General features: G+C 37.7%; 26 protein-coding genes and 1 pseudogene. 12 read left to right on the top strand and 15 right to left on the bottom strand.

Going from position 1 to position 19965, the window contains the following annotated elements; translation table 11 throughout:
* Nucleotides 1-4: 4 nt before the first annotated feature.
* Both ACFPYN_RS14845 and ACFPYN_RS14840 read right to left on the bottom strand, forming a co-directional pair.
* Nucleotides 5-619 carry a TetR/AcrR family transcriptional regulator gene (locus ACFPYN_RS14845; RefSeq protein ID WP_377735247.1) on the bottom strand — a complete coding sequence of 205 codons (615 nt, stop codon included), beginning with the start codon at nucleotides 617-619 and terminating at the stop codon, nucleotides 5-7.
* Between the two features lie 172 nt (nucleotides 620-791).
* A complete protein-coding gene (locus ACFPYN_RS14840; RefSeq protein WP_377735245.1) occupies nucleotides 792-1958 on the bottom strand; it encodes a TraB/GumN family protein in 1167 nt (388 codons plus the stop codon).
* Between the two features lie 295 nt (nucleotides 1959-2253).
* Between ACFPYN_RS14840 and ACFPYN_RS14835 the strand changes: the two genes are divergently transcribed.
* Together ACFPYN_RS14835 and ACFPYN_RS14830 are read left to right on the top strand one after the other, a co-directional pair.
* The gene (locus ACFPYN_RS14835) at nucleotides 2254-2586 is read left to right on the top strand and encodes a pyrophosphohydrolase domain-containing protein (RefSeq protein ID WP_377735243.1); all 333 of its coding nucleotides are present in this window, start codon (nucleotides 2254-2256) and stop codon (nucleotides 2584-2586) included.
* Between the two features lie 17 nt (nucleotides 2587-2603).
* Complete coding sequence (locus ACFPYN_RS14830) at nucleotides 2604-2900, top strand: TIGR04104 family putative zinc finger protein (protein ID WP_377735242.1); 297 nt, start codon at nucleotides 2604-2606, stop codon at nucleotides 2898-2900.
* 105 nt (nucleotides 2901-3005) lie between these two features.
* Here the strand turns inward: ACFPYN_RS14830 and ACFPYN_RS14825 are convergent, their stop codons facing one another.
* Nucleotides 3006-3254, bottom strand: a complete 249-nt coding sequence (locus ACFPYN_RS14825; RefSeq protein ID WP_377735241.1) for a hypothetical protein — start codon at nucleotides 3252-3254, stop codon at nucleotides 3006-3008.
* A gap of 90 nt (nucleotides 3255-3344) precedes the next feature.
* On the opposite strand from ACFPYN_RS14825, the pseudogene ACFPYN_RS14820 reads away from it, so the two are divergent.
* A pseudogene (locus ACFPYN_RS14820) lies at nucleotides 3345-3422 on the top strand (SDR family oxidoreductase); the annotation flags it as partial.
* A gap of 161 nt (nucleotides 3423-3583) precedes the next feature.
* Here the strand turns inward: ACFPYN_RS14820 and ACFPYN_RS14815 are convergent.
* Complete coding sequence (locus ACFPYN_RS14815; RefSeq protein WP_377735240.1) at nucleotides 3584-4270, bottom strand: ABC transporter ATP-binding protein; 687 nt, start codon at nucleotides 4268-4270, stop codon at nucleotides 3584-3586.
* 3 nt (nucleotides 4271-4273) lie between these two features.
* A complete protein-coding gene (locus ACFPYN_RS14810; RefSeq protein WP_377735239.1) occupies nucleotides 4274-5341 on the bottom strand; it encodes an ABC transporter permease in 1068 nt (355 codons plus the stop codon).
* A 317-nt stretch (nucleotides 5342-5658) separates the two neighbouring features.
* On the opposite strand from ACFPYN_RS14810, the gene ACFPYN_RS14805 reads away from it, so the two are divergent.
* The 8 genes from ACFPYN_RS14805 (at nucleotide 5659) to ACFPYN_RS14770 (ending at nucleotide 11145) form a co-directional block, all read left to right on the top strand.
* Nucleotides 5659-6498: a CPBP family intramembrane glutamic endopeptidase gene (locus ACFPYN_RS14805; RefSeq protein ID WP_377735238.1), complete on the top strand. Its 840-nt coding sequence runs from the start codon at nucleotides 5659-5661 to the stop codon at nucleotides 6496-6498.
* Between the two features lie 59 nt (nucleotides 6499-6557).
* Complete coding sequence (locus ACFPYN_RS14800) at nucleotides 6558-7376, top strand: CPBP family intramembrane glutamic endopeptidase (protein WP_377735237.1); 819 nt, start codon at nucleotides 6558-6560, stop codon at nucleotides 7374-7376.
* Nucleotides 7377-7391: 15 nt separating this feature from the next.
* Nucleotides 7392-7745 (top strand): hypothetical protein, encoded by a 354-nt coding sequence (locus tag ACFPYN_RS14795; RefSeq protein ID WP_377735236.1) that lies wholly within the window; start codon nucleotides 7392-7394, stop codon nucleotides 7743-7745.
* Entirely contained in the window at nucleotides 7717-8031 is a 315-nt protein-coding gene (locus ACFPYN_RS14790) for a hypothetical protein (protein ID WP_377735234.1), read from the top strand. The genes ACFPYN_RS14795 and ACFPYN_RS14790 overlap by 29 nt, the downstream gene beginning before the upstream one ends.
* A 53-nt stretch (nucleotides 8032-8084) precedes the next feature.
* Entirely contained in the window at nucleotides 8085-8609 is a 525-nt protein-coding gene (locus ACFPYN_RS14785) for a hypothetical protein (RefSeq protein WP_377735233.1), read from the top strand.
* Nucleotides 8606-9481 carry a hypothetical protein gene (locus tag ACFPYN_RS14780; protein ID WP_377735232.1) on the top strand — a complete coding sequence of 292 codons (876 nt, stop codon included), beginning with the start codon at nucleotides 8606-8608 and terminating at the stop codon, nucleotides 9479-9481. Before ACFPYN_RS14785 ends, ACFPYN_RS14780 begins: the two co-directional genes overlap by 4 nt.
* 6 nt (nucleotides 9482-9487) lie before the next feature.
* Nucleotides 9488-9748, top strand: coding sequence for a hypothetical protein (locus ACFPYN_RS14775; RefSeq protein WP_377735231.1), 261 nt, complete (start codon nucleotides 9488-9490; stop codon nucleotides 9746-9748).
* A gap of 182 nt (nucleotides 9749-9930) precedes the next feature.
* Nucleotides 9931-11145 carry an MFS transporter gene (locus ACFPYN_RS14770; protein WP_377735230.1) on the top strand — a complete coding sequence of 405 codons (1215 nt, stop codon included), beginning with the start codon at nucleotides 9931-9933 and terminating at the stop codon, nucleotides 11143-11145.
* A gap of 71 nt (nucleotides 11146-11216) precedes the next feature.
* Here ACFPYN_RS14770 and ACFPYN_RS14765 read toward each other — a convergent pair whose 3' ends face one another.
* The 3 genes from ACFPYN_RS14765 to ACFPYN_RS14755 form a co-directional block, all read right to left on the bottom strand.
* Nucleotides 11217-11585: a hypothetical protein gene (locus ACFPYN_RS14765; RefSeq protein WP_377735229.1), complete on the bottom strand. Its 369-nt coding sequence runs from the start codon at nucleotides 11583-11585 to the stop codon at nucleotides 11217-11219.
* Nucleotides 11586-11944: 359 nt separating this feature from the next.
* Nucleotides 11945-12229, bottom strand: coding sequence for a YiaA/YiaB family inner membrane protein (locus tag ACFPYN_RS14760; RefSeq protein ID WP_377735228.1), 285 nt, complete (start codon nucleotides 12227-12229; stop codon nucleotides 11945-11947).
* A 164-nt stretch (nucleotides 12230-12393) separates the two neighbouring features.
* Nucleotides 12394-12573 carry a Spo0E family sporulation regulatory protein-aspartic acid phosphatase gene (locus ACFPYN_RS14755; RefSeq protein WP_377735226.1) on the bottom strand — a complete coding sequence of 60 codons (180 nt, stop codon included), beginning with the start codon at nucleotides 12571-12573 and terminating at the stop codon, nucleotides 12394-12396.
* Nucleotides 12574-13265: 692 nt separating this feature from the next.
* Between ACFPYN_RS14755 and ACFPYN_RS14750 the strand changes: the two genes are divergently transcribed.
* Complete coding sequence (locus ACFPYN_RS14750; protein WP_377735224.1) at nucleotides 13266-14444, top strand: CapA family protein; 1179 nt, start codon at nucleotides 13266-13268, stop codon at nucleotides 14442-14444.
* On the opposite strand, the gene ACFPYN_RS14745 is transcribed toward ACFPYN_RS14750, so the two are convergent.
* From ACFPYN_RS14745 to ACFPYN_RS14715, 7 genes are all read right to left on the bottom strand, one after another.
* Nucleotides 14445-14735 (bottom strand): hypothetical protein, encoded by a 291-nt coding sequence (locus ACFPYN_RS14745; RefSeq protein ID WP_377735223.1) that lies wholly within the window; start codon nucleotides 14733-14735, stop codon nucleotides 14445-14447.
* Between the two features lie 134 nt (nucleotides 14736-14869).
* On the bottom strand, nucleotides 14870-15694 hold the full coding sequence (gene ku / locus ACFPYN_RS14740) for a non-homologous end joining protein Ku (protein WP_377735222.1): 825 nt from the start codon (nucleotides 15692-15694) through the stop codon (nucleotides 14870-14872).
* A gap of 134 nt (nucleotides 15695-15828) precedes the next feature.
* Nucleotides 15829-16518, bottom strand: coding sequence for an ABC transporter ATP-binding protein (locus tag ACFPYN_RS14735; protein WP_377735220.1), 690 nt, complete (start codon nucleotides 16516-16518; stop codon nucleotides 15829-15831).
* Entirely contained in the window at nucleotides 16519-17334 is an 816-nt protein-coding gene (locus ACFPYN_RS14730; RefSeq protein WP_377735219.1) for an ABC transporter permease, read from the bottom strand.
* A complete protein-coding gene (locus ACFPYN_RS14725; protein ID WP_377735218.1) occupies nucleotides 17327-17812 on the bottom strand; it encodes a nitrous oxide reductase accessory protein NosL in 486 nt (161 codons plus the stop codon). Before ACFPYN_RS14725 ends, ACFPYN_RS14730 begins: the two co-directional genes overlap by 8 nt.
* Nucleotides 17791-19092, bottom strand: coding sequence for a right-handed parallel beta-helix repeat-containing protein (locus ACFPYN_RS14720; RefSeq protein ID WP_377735217.1), 1302 nt, complete (start codon nucleotides 19090-19092; stop codon nucleotides 17791-17793). Before ACFPYN_RS14720 ends, ACFPYN_RS14725 begins: the two co-directional genes overlap by 22 nt.
* 69 nt (nucleotides 19093-19161) lie before the next feature.
* Nucleotides 19162-19821: a nitrous oxide reductase accessory protein NosL gene (locus ACFPYN_RS14715; protein ID WP_377735216.1), complete on the bottom strand. Its 660-nt coding sequence runs from the start codon at nucleotides 19819-19821 to the stop codon at nucleotides 19162-19164.
* Nucleotides 19822-19965: the final 144 nt, after the last annotated feature.

Here is a 19965-nt window from a genome sequence, read left to right as displayed (position 1 = left end):
AATCCTATTCTTTACTAAGTCCCTTTTTAATCAGGCTAACTTCGAGGGTGTAATTTTTTAAAGATTCCTCGATGGACAAGTCTTTTGCGAATACTTGAATCAGGTTTTGAATTGTGATGGCTTTCATGATTTTGAGAACATGAATCAGTTCCATTTCATTCGTGATATTCAATTTATTTTGATCTACCAAAGCCACAACCTTTGCCAATCGAGTATTTAATTGATCCTGATTTACCTCAGGAGTCAGTGTGTTTTCTGATTTATAATTCATATTCAAAAAGGCATTTCTGAAAAACTGGCGGGATTCTATGCTTTCCAAGTTGATTAGCATCATCTCGAAGGCTTCAATAAATGTTTCCATTAAATCTCCATTTCGTTTGATTAATATCGCAATAAATCTCTCATTTAGCCGTTTTGAGGAGTCATCCAGCAAATAGTAATAAAGGTCCTCTTTATCTTCAAAATATTGATAAAAGCTTCCCCTCGGAATTCCAGCCTCTTTAATAATGTTGGCAATGGATGCTTCAAATAATGGAGCTCTTGAAAATTCCTTTATAGCTGCACGTATTAATGTTTCTTTTTTATCTATGGGTAATTTAAAGAAAGTTGGTTTAGGCAAACTTTTCACTCCTATCTAGATTTAATGTGACACCTTGTCATATTCGCACAAGAATATATTATATATGACACCGTGTCACAATGCAACCAAAATGCGACAGTGTGTCACTCTCAGTTTTTTTCCAAACAAAAAAGAGAAAAGTCATAGGACTTCTCTCTTTTTTTATGCTATTTTACAAGTTATTAAAGAACTGCCTAATGACATCGGCTCCGCCAATAAAGGTTCCGATAGAGCCTCCTAAGTTAGTCAGAACAACTACTAGCAGGACGCGTGTGACTTTATTATGCCAAAATCCTTTGATTGAAAAGACGTCTTCTGACAGCGTTTCGAAGTCACCGATATTTGGTCGACGAATATAAGCTTGGACAATTCCAGACACCCAACCCGCTGCAATTAATGGATGTAACGCAGTGAACGGAGCTGCAACAAAGGCAGACAATATGGCTAACGGATGACCAAAAGCTACTGCAGCACCAATGGCCGCTAGTGTTCCCGTCCATAGAATCCAACTTAACGCTTGGTCGAAACCAGCAGAAGGATTAGCAATAAAGGTATAGGCGATGAGAGCAATAATGAGCAACGGAATCGCCCAGCCCAGTATTTTGGGTACGATTGATTTAGGAGGAGTTTGTGATAATGCCTCTAAATCATGTTCTTTATGAATTTCAATTGTAATGCCAGGTACATGTGCCGCACCCAGTACCGCAACAATTTTCTTACCAGGCGCATCTTTTATTTTTTGTGCTAAATATTGATCCCGTTCATCAATTAAAGGCTTTTTTAACTTCGGAAATGATTCGGTAAATTCAGCAAGAACAGCGTTCAGTGTATCTTGTGATTTCATCTTTTCAAGTTCGTCTTCAGAGATCGTCTCTTTACTGAAAATGCTAAAGAAAATCCCATTAAGAAGTTGTGCTTTCCCAGTCAGTCCAAGATTATGCCAAATTCTATTAAAGGTAATTTGTATATTACGATCAGCCAGTACTAGCTCAGCACCTACGTCTTTAGCTGATTCAATCCCCTGAATCATTTCCTGACCAGGTTTAATATCAAATTGTTTAGCTAAACGGTTTTGAAAAGAAGAGATAGCGAGATTCATTAAAAGCAATGATGCTTTCTTTTCTTTAATCACCTTAAAAATGTCAGTCTCTTTCCACTTGTTATTATCCATAACGGACTGGTATCTTTGTGCATCCAATTCGATACAAACAGAATCAGGTCTCTCTCTTTCGATAACTTCTTTTACTTGTTCTGCACTTTGTCTCGATACGTGGGCCGTTCCAATCAATATTAATTCCTTACCATCTAAGTTAATACGCGTGATGTTTTCCTCAGGCATAAGCTACTTCCTTCATCGACTGTATTTCTTCTACGCAACCTTGTATCTCTTGATCACTAAAAGACTATCTATCGTTAATAATGAATTAAATTAAGAGAAATTTCAAATATGTTTTGCATATTAATAGAAGAAAGTCATTCTTCACACTAAAAAATGAGCTATTTTCAACCTTTTTTGCTTATGTATTTTGCATTACCGACATGGGGCGCTAGAATATTCGTCTGATCACTAAAAATAAAGAAAGTAAATAGTGTTATAATTTGTAAACTTCGATATATATATTAGGAGGTTAACTATGCCCATCTACAATAAACTCGTACGCGACGGAATTCCTAAAATCATTGAATTAGACAATAAAAAATATACAATGAACGTTTTAGACACAGCTCAACATGAAGTGGCAATCAAAAGAAAACTGGAGGAAGAATTGAAGGAGTATCAACAAGCATCTTCCAATGAAGAGGCTATTGAAGAATTAGCAGATTTACTTGAACTTATTTATGCCGTGCTACCGCTCCACAATTCAACTATAGAAGAATTAGAAAAAGTGAGACTGGCTAAGCGTGAAAAACGTGGTGGTTTTGATAAAGGCTACTATTTAATAGAAGTTAAAGATGACTATGTTTAGATTAGGAGGAAGAAACCATGGGTTTACAAACATGTGATACATGCGGCAATCAATTTAACTGGAGTACAATTTATAAATCACTGCTTATAGCATACAGACCGATCAAATGTAGCGAATGTAATACAGAGCACCGAATTATGTTTTCTTCAAGAATCATTGCATCCTTACTCATTGTTTTGCCAATGTATATATTTGTGCTTTTTATATCTCCACCACTCGATTTAGCTATTCCTTCTACACTTATAATCGGTATCCTATTCGCTATTATTTTTTCTTTAGTTACCCCCTATTTAATAAAATATCGAGTTGGATAGGATTGCTACGTAAAAGAGGGAAATTGCCTACAGAAACGGCGTTAATTGGAGGACACCTTACTGTCTTTTCTTAAAATAAATTCTTTCTAAAATAAGAGTAAGTAATTAATCGCTACCCATTTTCTCCAAACTTCTCCATCGGTTACGCTGAAAAAAAGTAACTACGAACATTGCCCACAATTGGACAGTAAAGAAAATGAGCATCCATAAGAGGGGATGTTCCCAAAAAGCTATTTTCACAATCAGTGTATGAGTTAAAACTGCGATTAAACTAATACCAGGCAACCCTTCTTTTCCAGCTAAAACCATAATAAATGCAAAGAAAATAACTAAGAAAATCGGTAACCAGAACATATACTACCCCCTAAATAATTCTCTTGATTATACATATTATTTCCATTAAACATTACCAATTTAATACTATTGATTGCAAGTAAAATTATGTTATTTTTAGGCTCAGACGAAGCAAGCTTTGTGAATGGTCAAGTAGTCGGCGTTGATGGTGGATGGACAGCTTATTAAGTTCTTGCTAGACACCGAAAACCTCTAGAATGAGCGTATCAACTCATTCTAGAGGTTTTTAATTTTGAAAGTGGGATACAAAAAGGACTTCCCTTTCCATACAAACTAACAAACCAACCCCCACACGCCTCAACGCTGTGTGGGGGTTGGTTTTTACTTACTTATTCAGTAACCTCTTTTTCTTGCAAGACCAATACCCCGTCAGTCATTTTGTAGACTTTATCGCAATAACTGATGAGTCGCGTGTCGTGCGTGACGACAATGGTAGTCGTTTTTTTGCTTTTCGTTTCTTTTTGTAGCAGTTCCATAACTTCATACGCACGGTCCGAATCGAGTGACGCAGTCGGCTCATCGGCAAGTATGATAGAAGGATTGCTGTAGAGCGCTTTCGCGATAGCTGCTCGTTGACGTTCTCCGCCTGACAAGTCGGCTGGATATTTGTTGCGAAGATCGCTGATTCCTAGGTTTTCGTATAGTTGCTCTAGTTCTTCTTTGGTCATATTGTCTTTTTTCACTTGGTCGATCAGTTTCAATTGGTTCGCTACCGTTAGGAACGGCACAAGATTAGACGCTTGTAAAATGAATCCAATTTCTTTCAGTCTGATTTTCGAACGTTTTTTCTCGCTAAGTTTCGTAATGTTTTGGTTGTTGATGATGACTTCCCCATCAGTTGGAGTTTGTAAGCCTCCAGCAATGGTCAGGAAAGTACTTTTTCCTGAACCAGATGGACCGATGACTGCAATTAATTCGCCTTTTTCGGCTTGGAAATGCGTTTCTTTCATTGCATCCACTTTTTTATGGCCAGTTCCAAATGACTTGGTGACTTGATTTAATTCTAAAGTAGCCATGATTTATCCCCCAATCGCTTTCAACGGATCGATTTTCACTATGGTCCAGACAGAGAAGACAGCACCCATAATCGCCACGGCAATCAACACGAGGCCGTAACCCATCATGGTGACAATATCAAAGGATACCGGTACTGCCGCTGGAAGGAATGCACCCGTCAGAAGAGCGAGGCCAAAACCAACCGCGACACCAATGACCGCCAAAATAAAGGTTTGTGCAACGACTGAGCGTGACAAGTAACCGTTTGAAACTCCCTGTGCTTTCATGACACCAAACATACTGATTTTTTGTACGGTTAATACATATAAGAATATAGCTACGATGACAGATGAAATAACAAATAAGAAATAGATCATGAATGACAACGTTAAACTTTGCTCCGTGTAACCAGGCAAGCTAGTAATGAACTCTTCCATTTCTACCACTTCAAGCGATTCATTATCTGTTACATTCGATAGATTATCTGAACGTAACACGACACCATTAATCTGATCTTCATTCTCTCCTGCCGCTTCACCAAACTTCACTCGTTGAAACGACGCTAAGTCTCCATATAGCACTGGAGCCGCGTTAAAACGTGCGCCTTCCGTAAATCCAACGATTGTCAGGGTTTCCTCTGTTGAAGACAATTTTAACTCGTCTCCAAGTTTAAAGCCGTCATCTTTCAAGGCATCACTTGCAACGACTTCATTGTCAGCTGCAAACTCTTCGCCTTCCGACACTTCCGGCATAATGAATTCTTCTTTTTCAATACCGAAAATGGATACATTCGCTTTCTTGTCTCCATTTGTGGCAATGGCATTCAGTTGCCCAATGACCGCGATATCATCTGCTTCAATATCGTCTAAATCTTCGAGTGTCATAGACGACTGAGGCATACTCTTATCGGCTTCCTCGGTAACAACGATTGCTGAGGCTTCCCATTTGTCCACTGCTTCTCTGTTCAGGTTCTCAAGTCCACTTGCAAGACCTGATAAGAAGAAAACTAAATACGAAACCAGCATTAGGACACCAGTAATTAAGGTAAAGCGTAATTTGTTCTTTTTGATTTCATTCCAAGCCAAAAACATCATTTCACATCCCTGTCAATATAATTGCTGAAAGCTTCAGCTTATGTAAAAGCATCTAAATTTAGTATGAATATCTATGATTGAAACTTCAACTTTTAAGCCTGACGGATGTGTCGGAAATGAAATAAACTTTTATATTCGTAATTATCCACCTCCTAATTATGGTAGAATAATCCACATAATTAATTTTTAGATATTTCAATAAATAGTGATTTCATGTTTAGAACAATATCACTGAACCATATATAAGAATACAAATTGAATGACCAGAAATGCTTCTGAATACATTTACTTGAAGTCGTGTGAGGAGGATTTGAATGTTTGAAGAGATGAAGATACGGTATTTTGTTGGACTATTTATCATATTCACTTTTGGATTGAATTGGGTAATACCTGTTTTTGATATTCCTACCAATATAAGAAGTATCATAAGAGACTTCCTAGAAATTGAAGTTATGGCTGTTGTATTTTTTGGCTATTATTTTTTTAAGCAAAAAACTTCGATTAATTATGTAGTTCATGATCAAGATCCGAAATGGCGGGTTACATCTTTGATAGGTCTTGTTTTAATTTTTAATACGTTTTCAATAACAACTTATTGGTTTTATTTATTTATACAGGATTCTATCTTTAAGTTGGATCCATTTATGGTGAATTCATTAAATGAATCCAATGTGTTTCTAATTATATTGATGATAACGTCTACGGTAACCTCACCTATTGCAGAGGAATTCATCTTTCGGGGACTTTTGCTGAACCGACTGATTAAGAAAACGAATAAATGGGGCGGTATCCTGATTTCAAGCTTGTTATTTGCTGCTGTTCATTTGCAAGCTGAAAAACTAATCGCCACTTTCCTGTTCGGTATCATTGCATCGCTCATATACTTAAAAACGAAGAACTTGTTTGTGCCGATTTTAATTCACATTCTTCATAACTCATTGGCATTCATCCAAACACTTGTATTTCCTGCTTGGCTAGATTTCCTTTTCTTTTCCACCTATTCTACTGATATTCACACAAACGTTGTTGTTAAAAGTACTTTTCTCGTAATCAGTTTCTTACTAATGATTATGGTTATCGTGTATCTAGTGAAAGACTTAGGCAGCGATAAAAAGAAAGTAGAAATGTTGCCCCAGCCCGAAGGATTACATTAAAGAAGCGAAACCAATTCCTCCCAATTGCGTATAGTTAATTAGAGATAGGGGTTGAGTACATGTTTGAAGAAATGAAGACTCGGTACTTTATTGGTTTATTACTATTATGGTTGGTTTCATTTGGAATTGTGGCCATCTTTTTTCCTTATACAGACGATTTCGTAGAAGCAGGATTAACCATGATTTTGTACGTGGCGGTTCCTGTACTATTTTTTACCTATTATTTTCGCAAACATGGAGATTCTGTTCGAGATGTTGTTTTTAGACAAGGTGCAGGCAGCTGGCTACCGTCTTTAATTGGTCTTGTGGTACTTTCCATCGCCTTTTCACTGAGTGTTTTTTGGCTACAATTGTACGCCTTGATGCCCATCCTCCCTGGTCTAGTCGACTTTTTCTTAGAACCAATTCCTTTTCCTGAAAGTCCGATTTATTTAGTTATTACCATTATTAGTATTGCGGTTATTGGGCCTATCGCAGAAGAATTTATCTTTCGGGGTATGTTGCTACACCGCATGATGAAGAAGACTTCGATGTGGGGCGGTATCCTTATTTCTAGTATTTTGTTTGGGATTTTGCACGCAGATATTATTGGTGCTACCATTTTTGGCATTGTCACATCACTTTTGTATTTGAAGTCCGGCAATTTATTAATTCCGATTTTGTTACATATATTCAATAATTCCATCGCCGTCATCTTGTCTTTCGTTGCACCATCGTGGCCAACGTGGGCAGTTGCTGAAAAATCCGATATTTACACGTACATTCTTCCGAACACCATTGTGTTAGTCATCAGTTCCATTTTAATGATTTGGGTAGTTGTGCGCTTAGCAAAGGGAGTCCGACTTAAAAGCGAAGAGGATATAAGTGAATTAGTGTAATGGAGGGGAATTCAGATGATAGTCAAAAATTATAAAAGGCTGTATATAGCAATTGGTATTTTCATTTTGGGCATGATTTTAAACCTTCCTTTCCCACATTCAGTTCCTTTTTCTGCAGGTAATGTTTATATTATGGGCATTCAGATCAATGGTTCAAATGGCTTCAATTTTGTAGGATTATTTTTAATTGTTGCTTTGTGTGTAGGTGTCTATTTACTGGCTACTTCATTAGAAAAGTATCGTGTTCGATTGGTTTTTCTCGCACTAATTCTATTCAGTTTATTACCTCAATATATGGTTGATGTCTATCAAAATACGTTAGCCTCTGGGGTTTATGCGATTGATTATGATATTTATTCAAGTGGATGATAAACGAATGGATGTTATTTGTAATTTACCACTTGAAAATTTAAGTAATGACGAAGTGAAATTTGATATTCGTTTCTTAAACGCATCTCTTTTAGGAGATCAACGGAAACTGGTTCCTTTAATAAATGAATCAGTACCATTCGAGGTTTCTCTTCAAGGGCGTGAAACAAAAATGGTTCGAATCCAAACTGAAGTAGATATATCTCGATTAAATTCATATTCAGATGGGGGCTCCACTCACGTACACATTGAAATAGTCCAAGGAAAGAAAACGAGACGCCTATAACACGGGATGAATAGTACCCATGTTATCTCTTTATTGAAAGGTTGTTATGTCAAATGAAAAAATGGTTATTGCTTTTGCTCATAATTGTACTAGTTGGCTGTACCGAAAAGCTCCCGGAGTTTGAGGAATACGCAGGTCGACCTTTAGAAATTGCTGTAATCGGAGCAGCACCAGACGTCCGTGAAACGAATGTGGTGTTTGAAGAATTTAACATGGCTGATTTATTATTTATTGATTTTAGCGAATATGATGCGGTTTTTATTATGAAAGAACATCTTGAAGAAGCGAGTGCCGCTGAATACGCTGAAGTTTACACCAGTTCCAAGATTCCGTTCTTCTTTATTGAATCGACGAAAGGCTCGGATCCATTTATATATGCGGATGAGACCTACGACAATACCCAACAATTTGGAGACGGTATGAAAATGAAATTCGCGGCAGGCTATGTCCCTTCAAATGATTCAGAAACAGGACCCACTACATATAATTTTGGTCTATATAATGACATCAAAAATGATGAGACCGTCGAAGGTGTATATTCTCACATATTTAAGATGATTGAGAAACATGTGAAATGAAAATAGTTCGTCATGAAACTCCTCACAGAGACAGTATCAAATTTATCGATACTGTTTTTTCTGACCATATAGATTTGCAATCAGACATAAAGCGTACGTTAACGTCACATCTGAACAAAGGTACCTTTTCACTTCATCAAAATAGTGATTTCCGAATAGTGGCATCTGCTTTCCAATCTATATGGCATCCAACGTGCATCTACATGCAGGTAGCGTACAACTTTACTCGTTCAAACAAATTGGAATTACATGAAATGCTTACATATTTACAAACACGATTTGAACAACCACTTATGTTCAAAATTGATGACAGATTTGAACAACTTTGTAGTATATTAACTGAATCTAATTACCACAGGATTCGTCAAACAAACATTTGTTCAATAGATGTAAGAACAATTCATATGAAAGAAATGTCACTACCAAATAATATTTTAACTTTACAAGAGGTAAGAAGACTTCCCTTCCTTAATAACCAATTTATTTTGTTATGTAAGGATGTTTATACAAATACCCATCTCGATAATCCTGTAGCTGACTTCCCATTAACAGTATGGACAAACATGATTATGACCGGTGTACTTGATGAAATTAGTTCAGTATTAGTCGTTGATGGTGTAGTTCGTGCGTTTTCACTCATGTATGAAGGTGACAACCAAGAATCATGGGAATTAGGTTGGAACGGGGTTGCTAGTGAGGAAGCTCTATCAATTCTCAAAAATTTGTTAGACCATCAAATTCAGATTGGTCAGAGACTTGGTATTCATACCATTGAAAAAGAGAACGACTCAACCGATCCTTTTTCCCAATACGTGATGAAAGACATACCTCATACCTTAACTAACACGATATATTCTTATAAAGGATGGTGAAGATTGATGAGTTTTTGGCAGGCTTTTTTCGCAGTTATCATAGCTTGGATTATTAGTGAACTCACTTATTTACAGTTGGATTTCTTCCAATATACCTTCTTTAATGAAGGTCAGTTTGTTCTGACTTCCCTCTTTAAATTTATTTTGGATATTTTATTGTTTGTAATTATATACGCGACTATCTACTTCTCAATTCCACGTCTCAAACAATGGAGAACGCGTGCAAAGTATGAAGCAGCTCAAAAAGAGCGCGCTAAGGAAGAATAATCGGAAGTCCATTTAGGTGATGAGTGAAGTTATTCTGTATATTAATTACCCCTAACTTCTTCTTATCCTGATGTATATAATTCCAATCCCCAAAAAATTTCGTGTCACAAAGGACTTGTTTTCTTTTGCCACAAGTATATAATTCAAAGCGTACCAAATAATGAATTTACGTGGAGAATAATATGCGACCATATAATGAAAAAATCAGTATTTATAACGGCATGGCTTCGACCATTGCCATGAACTTTTCGAATAATTTCTTTCCTATTTTTGCGATTACCATATTAAGCGCTAGTAATTATCAAGTGGGATTGATTAGCTCCCTCCCCCCACTAATGGCGTTGCTCATGACGATTCCAGCTGCCATCATGCTGAATCGAGCAGCAGCTCACAAAAGGTTAGTTGCGATGTCGATTTTATTGGCTCGTGTCATGTTCCTGCCCATAGTCGTGCTGATTTATTTGCCTTCGGAATCCATGCAAGCTTGGGCATTCCTGGTTATCATCGCGCTAATGAGTATACCTAATACATTAGCTAACATTGGTTGGCAAACCCTCATCAGTGGCATGATCAGCGAATCCAGGCGTGGCGCATTTTTTAGTGACCGTAACCGCTTGCTTACAATGGTCGGATTGGTATCCACATTAATTATCGGTATTGTGATGAAAGATGCCTCCGACAATGCAACCGCGTATCAAATTCTATTTACCATTGCATTTGGCATTGGCCTGTTGGAAGTTTACTTATTAATGAAGCACGACGAGGCTCCTGCTCATATCGATGGCGCAGTTGTGAAGAAAAAATTGATGGACTGGTCTATATTCAAACACTCTGGCTATGTATCGTTTTTAATTGCAGCATTATTTTTCAATTTTGCGTGGCAAATGGCGTGGGGGATTTTTAATATTTACCACATTCGAATTGCTGGAGCGACGGTTTTCTGGATTAGCATGTTTTCTGTCGGAAATATGTTAATGCAAATCTTGACGTTCCCACTATGGAAAAAATGGGCTGAACAACGCTCTAATGTAAGAGTCTTTGTATGGGCTGCCATCGGTATGGCAAGCACGCCATTTTTAACGGTATTGTCGACGAACTTATATTACTTAACCGTTGTCCAAACCATATCGGGCTTTTTCTTATCAGGTGTCGTCTTGCTGTTATTCAATTTATTGCTTGAACAATCGCCTGAAGCATCTCGAACTTATTGCATTACGACTTACAATGTCCTTCTAGCGTTTATGGCATTTCTCGCTCCACAAGTCGGCATTTGCTTGTTGAACTCATGGGGTGCTGAAACGGCCATGTATATCAGTTCTGGCTTACGCTTGCTCAGTGCAGCTATATTTTTTGCCGTCTATTTACGCTATGGCAGAGTTCCTAAAGCTTTAATGTAAATGAAAAACCGTCTCAAACAATCTGAGACGGTTTTTTGCATTCACTATTCTCACATACAAAGTCTACTTGCTCAATTAACGGTTAATTTTTTTAGCACTGTAAAATAATCCGAATACAGAATTTTATTTGTTACTTGGTTGATTAAGTGTTTAATAAATGCGCCTTCATCAAAATTCTCTTCATCAACCACAAATCGTCCTAATTCAATATGAACTTCTTCGTTCATACCAGATTCAATTTCTACGAGTTCAGAAAAGATAAAGCCCCACTTTTTTTCTTCGTATAGTGTTCCTTCTATTTGTTTAATAGTGGAGGTCACCATCGAAGAAGGCACCGAGTAATTATTTTTGATGCGAATCGTTGTTTCATCATGGTTTGCCGAAAACACAATTTCTTCATAACCAAGATCAAAATTCTTTTTAAACTCTACTTTATTCAATGTGATCTCTCCTCCATAAACTTGATTGATAGTTCAAGTATGTAGATAGAAACTCATTTTTATACCTATTTACGATAAAAATGTCAACTCAAAGCTCTACGGAAACCAGCAAACTCGTTTTAGTTGTAAAATTTCCTTGTTTAGTTGTAAAAATGGGGCATTTAGTTGTAATTTTCGTCACTTTAGTTGTAAAAATCACGAGTTTAGTTGTAATAGTAAAATTATGGAACTCGAAACGAATGGTGTCACCAACAGAAAAGTCTTTGGGTAGCTTCCGAATTCACGAAAAAAAGACAGGATCGCAGAATCTGCACCTTGTCTTTTTTGATGAAACTCCTATTTTATTAACTTGAGTACTTTTACGATTCCTTCGAACTAATAGGACCTCTTGAGTTGTTCAAAAGACGTTCTTGTTCTGCCAGGATATCGTCATCTTCAGCATTGTCACGTGTTACTTTTTGTGTGAGGATCGCTCCGACAGCCACTAGAATCATTACTGCAATGTAATATCCCTTTTCGTTCAGTTGTAAATTATCTGCATTGTAAAGACCGATTGAGAACATGGCCACACCTGCAAAGAACGTAAAATATGCGAGCACAGTAAATGCTACCGTATTGCGTCTTCTGTATTTCGTTGGAAACATAATAGACCCCTACTTTTCTCTTTATTTACTTTTCATTATATATGATACGTATGGTTCATTGTCATAAAAAATGATAATTTTCCCATTTTTCTATAATTTTAAGTTTCCTCGCATAAAAAAGGCAGCAGAACCGTTAAGAGATCGATTCGACTGCTTGTATTTATTCATCCAACATGGTCGTATTGATGAATTCCTTGATATTGATTAAGTAATACATCTAACTCTTGACTGCAGGCAACCACCAAAGGATGTACCATGCCCAAACATTTAGCTTTTTTATACATTTCTCGCTTTTTGCTATTTATTTGTTTTAAAGTTACGTTTTTCTTCCCCAATGTTTGCATTTTCAACTTCCCCCACACCCTTATTATTTTTAGTTGCGCATCATTTTAATAAACCATCTAAAAAAATACCTAAATCAGGGCCACTCATCTTACCAATCCAGTGGAATACTCTTGATATGAAACGCATTCTAAAGCAGAAAAATTCAATAATATGTGGTCATTTTTGGGTTAAACCGATTAAATTCTCTGCGAAGCGGAATAAATGGTTCGCGAATCCGAATAAATCTCCATTGAATCCGAATAAAACAACTCCGGAGCCGATTAAATCCTGTTCCAAGCCGATTAAAACTCCAATTCCAATTTTCTAATCAATGTGGATGTTTTCCTACGAATTAGAAGGTAATTTATGGTGTTAATTTTCTGATATTTCACAATTTAATTATATAACGCTCAATTCAATAAATCAATATATAGTACCTATAAAATATTTCGACACAATATGTTGTAATTTTCAACATTTATTAGGATTTTAATGTAATAATTGTTTAATAACGTAATTAGATAAACTTAATTACATTGTCTGTTACATATCTTCATTTTTTCAACCCCTCATTTGACTTCTAAAACATGGAACTACCCTACTATCATCCCTTCTTGCTCCATACGTTTTAGACACCAATTTTTTGTAAAGACTGTACACACTTGCTATAGCCTCTACAACGAGTAGCAAAAGAATCTGTTGGAGGAACGAAATGAAAAAACTAGTCATTTTATTAACACTTTCCCTACTACTTGGTAGTTGTTCTACATTACCGGAAGCTGACATTCCCATTGAAGCGGCAAAAGTAGTAAAAGCCATGGAGACGGATGTTCCCAAAGAAAAGACGATCCCCGTTGACATTGCGTTTGAAAAACCAGTGGCTACAAGCGCGAAGCTTGTAGCGGTAGGCGATATTCTACTTCATCAACCCGTCTATCATGACGCAGCGACTGCTCAAGGCGGATATGATTTCTCTTCTATGTTTACGAAAGTACAGCCTTATTTAGAAGAAGCAGATATTGCGGTTGCCAATCAAGAAACCATGATTGGAGGTGCAGAGCTAGGTCTCTCTAGTTATCCTTTGTTTAATAGCCCTTACGAAATTGGAGATGCATTGAAAGAAACAGGGATTGATGTTGTGACGATTGCCAATAACCACACCTTGGATAAAGGTGAAAAAGCGATAGTTAACGCTATTACCTATTGGGACAGCATTGGGATGACTTATACTGGAGCCTTTAAATCAGAGGAAGATCGAGATACTATTCGTACGGTGATTGAAAATGGAATCAGCTTTTCATTTTTATCTTATAGCTATGGAACGAACGGCTTGCCCGTACCTGAGGATAAACCTTATTTAATCAACTTGATTGACTTGTCCTTAATCAAACAAGATGTTGAAGCAGCCAAGGCTCTCTCCGATGTTGTGGTGGTGTCCATGCACTGGGGAATTGAATATGAATCAGTACCAAATCAAACGCAACTTGATTTAGCTAATGAACTTTCAACTATGGGTGTCGATATCATTATTGGGCACCATCCGCATGTTTTACAACCGATGGACTGGATTGAACGGGCTGATGGTTCCCGAACATTCGTTATGTATAGTTTAGGGAATTTTTTATCTTCTCAAGAAGGGGTAGAGAGATTAACTGGAGGTATCGGCGGTGTTGAAATCACAAAAACGGCTTACCCTGGGAAATCAGTGATTTCATTAAGTAATCCAAGTTTTGTTCCTACTTATGGGTACTATAAAAACAAGAGCGATTTTGAAATCATTCCGATGGTTCAATTAAATGACTTTCATTTACCGAATTATTTAACCTATTATGAAAGCACGCAAAATCATATGATGACGTTCATAAAAGATCTTACATTTCATGAAAAGTGATTATTTTAATGAACGAAACGTATCGATGAAGGTTTGTGGATTACTATGAATATTAAACGGAAATACGCCTTGATTGGTATGGAGGTAAAGAATTCCAGCTGCTGATGAAAAGGGTTTGTAAGAAACATCTATCACCTGATGGAGTGTGAACTCTGCCCGCGCAGTTGTAACGACTTCATGTGTAACGGTTAGTTCGTGATGCGTAGCGATTTTTTGCATTTTATAATAGAAATCGATGCTTCTCTCGACTTCCGTGTAAATGATCGTTGCTCGTTGTGTTTCTTTTGTCATCAAGTATTCCTCCCCTTCCCTTTAATGGTACAGGAGTTCTGTTGCAGATTCAAAAGATACAATGAACCTCCTCCAAAAAAATAGGAGGAGGTTTTATGTTGTCTGTAAAAGAATCACTTATATGCACAAACTATTTAGGAAGTCGCTTTCGTTACGCGCTTTCTTGGCACTGGCTTTTTCTTTTTGGTTTTATCTAATGAAGCTTGAAGGGCGGACATTAAATCAGTCACATTTGAAGGTGCAGCAGGTTGTTTATCGCTAACTGTGACTGTCTGTTTGCCCGCTTTCTTCTCTTCAATTAATTCCATTAATGCTGTGCGATAATCATCGGTATATTTTTCAGGTTCAAACGTCGTCGTTAATTGGTCAACAAGCATGAGCGCCGTATCCAGTTCTTTTTGAACAACTACTGGTTCACTTGGTATATTTGGAACATCTTTAGCACTGCGAACCTCATCCGGAAAATGAATCGTTTCCATAACGAGTAATTCTTCAAAAACACGGACGACTGCCAACTGCTCTTTCGATCGAATCATGATTTTAGCGACGCCAATTTTTCCAGATTCCATCAAGGCTTTTCTTAAAAGAGAATACGCTTTTCCTCCACCACTGTCTGGTGCCATGAAATAACTACGTTCAAAGTAGATGGGATCAATCTCTTCCAATTTTACGAAGTCGATGATTTCAACTGCCTTATCTTCATTTTCTTTTTTCAACTTTTCCAGTTCTTCATCATCCAACACCACATACTTATTTTTTGAGTACTCGTATGCTTTTACAATATCTTCACTTTGAACTTCTTTTTTACAACCCGAACAAACCTTTTGATAATTAATGGGCGTATTGCATTCCTTGTGAAGTTGTCGCAATTTAATATCTTTATTTTCAGTCGCTGTATGAAGTTTCACCGGAATATTTACAAGTCCAAAGCTAATGCTTCCTTTCCAAACTGTATGCATTTGCTTACACCTACGCTTTCTTTTACTTACTATGCAATATTTTGACCATTTTTATGTATGGAAATAATCAAAAGTACATACTAAGCGATGTTTGCACTTGCACCAATTTAGACAAGGCTGAAAGAGCTTCGAACTTATTTAGGAGTTTTTTCATAAACTTGAACCAATTGATCGATGACGATGCTTTCTAACGATTTCGGTTTTGCACGCCATTCTTGAGCTTTATATTGAAATAGTACTTTCCCTTCATGAAAGAACAACATGACGTCCGCGATTTCCTCGACAAATGATAGATCATGAGTTGAAAATATGATGGTCTTGCCTTCTTTGCGCTTTGCGTCTAGTGTTGTTTTCATCCATTTCACCCAATACGGGTCGAGTCCATTCGTTGGCTCATCGAGAATCATGACGTCTTCGTTTGCCAACAGTGTTTGTGCAAATGCTAATCGCTGCTTCATTCCTTTTGAAAAGGTCGAAATTCGTTGATGCAACTGACTTTCTAACCCTACATCTGTTGCAGCACGAAGAATTTTTTTATCGTCTACCTCTTTAAACGCTCCTAATAACTTCAACCATTCCCAAGCGGTCACATGCGTTGGGAATTCCAAATCATCTGGCATATAGCTGTACTTCTTCTCGCCCCAATCAATTGTGCCGGATGTGGGTTTTAAAATATTCGTTAATAGGTGAATCATCGTACTTTTTCCGGCTCCGTTACCACCAGTTAAAGCGACGATTTCCCCCGGTGTGATCGTTAAATCTAAGGAATGTAGACCCACTTTTCCTGTATCATAAGTTTTTGAAATTTGGTTGATCTGAATCATCTATTTGTCCCCACTTCGACTTAACATTTTCCCACTAAACCACAGCGGAAGCATTACCCACAATAGTGAACAGACCATGTAGGTTCCAATCCCTAAAGGCGAACTCATGAATTCAGTAAAATCAAAATAGGCTGGTCCTAGTACTGATGAATTTCCGCTATATATGATATAGCCAATGCGTATCCATTGGACGGGATTGACGAACGTTAAAATCAGTACGAGTTGATGCAAGACTACTCCTGCAACAAACGTTCCGATTGCCATTACGAGATAATCTGAAATTAACAAGAAAAAAGACCAAACGCCCAGTGCGAGGGTCAGACTCTTGATGCGATTGTTTGCTAAACTCCCAATCAAAATCGAAATTGCTGAAAAAATAACGATAGTTAAAAACGCAAAAACCATCATGATGACGTCAAATGCTTGATTGGCATAAAACGCATGGAGTATAAGAACGATGCCGTATCCTACAGTTACTAGTAAAGCAAAGGGTAAAACAAGCGACAGCCACTTTCCCCATAGATAGACTTTGCTGCTTAAAGGATAGGTGCTTAACAAGGCATACCAACGTGATTCTACATCACTTGCAACTGACAACGCACCGATTGATAATGTGAATAATGGCAATAAAAATAAGGTGACATTTAAAAAGGAGGCTGAATACTTCGTAAAACCAGACGTGCTTGGCAACGTATAGAGTTGCACGACGGTAATGGCTGCCAGCAGCACACTAAAAAGTACACCAAAAATGAATACAGAACGGCTGCGAATGATCTTTTTCATTTCAAAGTGAAGAAAAGCACGCATTTTACTCATCGGTATGAACACCCCATTTGTGCTGTTGCAAATCCTCTTGCTTCATTATGGTCCCTTTGCCTTTACTTTCTATGTAGGCTTCGGCTTGTTGTGATGTCGTAAAGGCAAGAACCCCGTAGGACATTGGCGTCCAAAAATCAGGATGATACACATAGGTGGCATTATTCGCATCGAGCCACTCATCCGTTTCGGCGTCCTTTACATAATTGGCTCCGACATTAGCGGTTTGTTGTTGCACCGCATACTGCACCATGCAACCGAGATCATCAAATACTTCATAATCCCCATTGGCAAATACGGTTTGGGCCGCATACTCCTCGTCCACAATACTCATATGGCAGACAGCGCATGTGTCCACTTCGGGATTAAGTGCACGAGGAGAGTTATCATTTTCTCCACAGCCGGATAGGCCAATCATCAATAATATAGGTACATACACTAATTTTTTTGCTGTCATTAACTTGCGATTTTTCTCCATATTCCAATACCCCCAACGATACTAATCGTTCCAACTAACAGCATGATCCAATTAATGTGAATCGGTTGTTGAGACCTTGAGCGATGCATCAGCGGCTTTGCATCGGATACGGAATTCTTTGGATTCAGCGTTAATTGTTTTTCAATTTGATTTAATGTTGCTACTGCTGGTGATTCGAAAAACACTTGAAACTCATTTCGTTTTACCATCAACTTGGCATAGGAATCTGACGATTGATATAGAGTATCGCCATATCCATTGGCATCGAAATCCATGCCGTTGTAGTCATCCCAATAATTACCGAGCAAAGTAGCACCTTGCTGGTCTGAAGTCGCACTTACAATGTTGCCGAATAGGTCATTACCAGCAAATTGATTAGCTTCACCATATAGTTGAAATTGCAACGCAGTCTGATTGTTCGTAATGACATTCTCCATAATTGAGGAAGAATCAATTTGCTGAAAAGAGATGCCTCCTTGATTTGAGCGTATTTGATTTTTCTCGACTTCAATCGAGTTTCCAGCAAACAGCACCATACCGAATCCGTTATAGTCATGATGTTTTTCAATAACATTTTCCCTTATCTGCGAATGGGATGTCATCATATGCATGATACCTGTGACGTTTTTATAAAGATGGTTTTGAAGAATGGCTGTGCCTTGCGAATACATTAAATGGATGGCATAACGAGACTGCGAGATATCCGTCTCGTGTATGACACTATTACGGTCTCGATTCATATAAAGTCCGTCTAATACATGTTCAATTCGCACATGATTGACCTCAATATCAGCGGTATCGGTAAGAGTGATCCCGTTTGACTTGTTGGCGAAATGTCCTTTGGGTCCTGTAATCCCCACATTGTTGATTAAACTTTCCTTCACTCGAAAGAAATCTATACTTTGAAAAAACTGAGTTAATTCCACTTGTTGAATGCTAATATCTTCACTGTTCTTTACAACAATACCTGTCGACTGATTCTTTGATGATTTTGCTTCTAGCGTTAGATGTTGAAGCTCTACATCCTTCGTTTCTAGAATCGAAATGACGGCTTCATCGGTTGGACTAATCAGCACGACTCTGCCTTTTCCAACAACCCTCAGCGGTTTCGTTATCGTTAGATTTTCATAATAGACCCCTGCATCCATCGTAATGGTCGTGCCCGGACTTGCTTCATCAATTTGTTGTTGAAGAGAAGTCGTCGCATAACTTTTACTCGGTGCGCCTAAACTTATAAGCAAGACGCTAATAAGCAACAAAATTCGAATGGAAAAAGTCATTTTCTTCACCTCTTTACTTCAAAAGACTCTGCAGTTTTTATTCAAAGGAAGTGCTTGAATAAATGCCTTTTATTCTTCACTCTTGTCTTTTTCTGGATTCATCTCTTCGCTCATATCCGTATGATTGTTTTCTTGCTCATCATGTCCTGTCATACCGCTTCCATTCTGCATTTTTTCCATACGTTTAATGTGGCGGTGACCTGAAACTTCATCAATGTCCGCAAGTGAGGAGAGACTCGCATGTTCTTTGCCTGTTTCTGCAATGAACGCTTGTGCAGATTCTTCGTCCTTAAAGAAAGCATAGCCGTAATTCATTGGTGTTTTAATTTCCGCCTTTACCACGATTGCTTCTTCTAACAAAATCCACTCTTCGCTATTGTAATCACGGACATACTTCTCAAGAACAATGCCATCCATTCGTTCTTGATTTAGCATACAGCCCACATCATCAAAAAATAGATTTTCGCCTTCTGCCGTTCTTCCCTGTGCAGAGAATAATCCGAGGTCCTCCCCTTTTACATATACATTCATTTGGCAATACGCACATGTTGATTCCTCAGTCGGTTCTTCCAAACCTTCTGTTGTTGCTGTCTCTATTGAAGCGCTAGTGGAAGTTTCTATTGTTTCAGTCTTTTTTTCCTGTTGTTTTTCAATTGCTTCTTCCGTTCCACATCCAGTAAGTGTTATGACTCCTACTATTAATAAGCTTGTCCATTGTATTTTTTTCATGTTAAAACCTCTCCTTTCATTCGTCACAAACTTTATCACCACTTTGCGAAATGTATGTGAAGTTTTCAGCTTTTATATTTGTCTATCTTTTGACATATTTTTTAACCCGTCTAAAATCATTTTGTTTATCCAATGCTTGTCGTA

The sequence above is a fragment of the Paenisporosarcina macmurdoensis genome (assembly GCF_042658845.1).
GTDB lineage: Bacteria > Bacillota > Bacilli > Bacillales_A > Planococcaceae > Paenisporosarcina > Paenisporosarcina macmurdoensis.
Note: the sequence above shows the minus strand (reverse complement) of the source record. Positions and strands in the feature narration are given on the sequence as shown.

What these genes read in the sequence shown, in the direction of transcription:
- ACFPYN_RS14840 (WP_377735245.1), bottom strand. Translation starts at nt 1,958, where the DNA reads ATGCCTGAGGAAAACATCACGCGTATTAACTTAGATGGTAAGGAATTA.
- ACFPYN_RS14835 (WP_377735243.1), top strand. Translation starts at nt 2,254, where the DNA reads ATGCCCATCTACAATAAACTCGTACGCGACGGAATTCCTAAAATCATT.
- ACFPYN_RS14830 (WP_377735242.1), top strand. Translation starts at nt 2,604, where the DNA reads ATGGGTTTACAAACATGTGATACATGCGGCAATCAATTTAACTGGAGT.
- ACFPYN_RS14825 (WP_377735241.1), bottom strand. Translation starts at nt 3,254, where the DNA reads ATGTTCTGGTTACCGATTTTCTTAGTTATTTTCTTTGCATTTATTATG.
- ACFPYN_RS14815 (WP_377735240.1), bottom strand. Translation starts at nt 4,270, where the DNA reads ATGGCTACTTTAGAATTAAATCAAGTCACCAAGTCATTTGGAACTGGC.
- ACFPYN_RS14810 (WP_377735239.1), bottom strand. Translation starts at nt 5,341, where the DNA reads ATGTTTTTGGCTTGGAATGAAATCAAAAAGAACAAATTACGCTTTACC.
- ACFPYN_RS14805 (WP_377735238.1), top strand. Translation starts at nt 5,659, where the DNA reads ATGTTTGAAGAGATGAAGATACGGTATTTTGTTGGACTATTTATCATA.
- ACFPYN_RS14800 (WP_377735237.1), top strand. Translation starts at nt 6,558, where the DNA reads ATGTTTGAAGAAATGAAGACTCGGTACTTTATTGGTTTATTACTATTA.
- ACFPYN_RS14795 (WP_377735236.1), top strand. Translation starts at nt 7,392, where the DNA reads ATGATAGTCAAAAATTATAAAAGGCTGTATATAGCAATTGGTATTTTC.
- ACFPYN_RS14785 (WP_377735233.1), top strand. Translation starts at nt 8,085, where the DNA reads ATGAAAAAATGGTTATTGCTTTTGCTCATAATTGTACTAGTTGGCTGT.
- ACFPYN_RS14780 (WP_377735232.1), top strand. Translation starts at nt 8,606, where the DNA reads ATGAAAATAGTTCGTCATGAAACTCCTCACAGAGACAGTATCAAATTT.
- ACFPYN_RS14775 (WP_377735231.1), top strand. Translation starts at nt 9,488, where the DNA reads ATGAGTTTTTGGCAGGCTTTTTTCGCAGTTATCATAGCTTGGATTATT.
- ACFPYN_RS14770 (WP_377735230.1), top strand. Translation starts at nt 9,931, where the DNA reads ATGCGACCATATAATGAAAAAATCAGTATTTATAACGGCATGGCTTCG.
- ACFPYN_RS14760 (WP_377735228.1), bottom strand. Translation starts at nt 12,229, where the DNA reads ATGTTTCCAACGAAATACAGAAGACGCAATACGGTAGCATTTACTGTG.
- ACFPYN_RS14755 (WP_377735226.1), bottom strand. Translation starts at nt 12,573, where the DNA reads ATGCAAACATTGGGGAAGAAAAACGTAACTTTAAAACAAATAAATAGC.
- ACFPYN_RS14750 (WP_377735224.1), top strand. Translation starts at nt 13,266, where the DNA reads ATGAAAAAACTAGTCATTTTATTAACACTTTCCCTACTACTTGGTAGT.
- ACFPYN_RS14745 (WP_377735223.1), bottom strand. Translation starts at nt 14,735, where the DNA reads ATGACAAAAGAAACACAACGAGCAACGATCATTTACACGGAAGTCGAG.
- ku (WP_377735222.1), bottom strand. Translation starts at nt 15,694, where the DNA reads ATGCATACAGTTTGGAAAGGAAGCATTAGCTTTGGACTTGTAAATATT.
- ACFPYN_RS14735 (WP_377735220.1), bottom strand. Translation starts at nt 16,518, where the DNA reads ATGATTCAGATCAACCAAATTTCAAAAACTTATGATACAGGAAAAGTG.
- ACFPYN_RS14730 (WP_377735219.1), bottom strand. Translation starts at nt 17,334, where the DNA reads ATGAGTAAAATGCGTGCTTTTCTTCACTTTGAAATGAAAAAGATCATT.
- ACFPYN_RS14725 (WP_377735218.1), bottom strand. Translation starts at nt 17,812, where the DNA reads ATGGAGAAAAATCGCAAGTTAATGACAGCAAAAAAATTAGTGTATGTA.
- ACFPYN_RS14720 (WP_377735217.1), bottom strand. Translation starts at nt 19,092, where the DNA reads ATGACTTTTTCCATTCGAATTTTGTTGCTTATTAGCGTCTTGCTTATA.
- ACFPYN_RS14715 (WP_377735216.1), bottom strand. Translation starts at nt 19,821, where the DNA reads ATGAAAAAAATACAATGGACAAGCTTATTAATAGTAGGAGTCATAACA.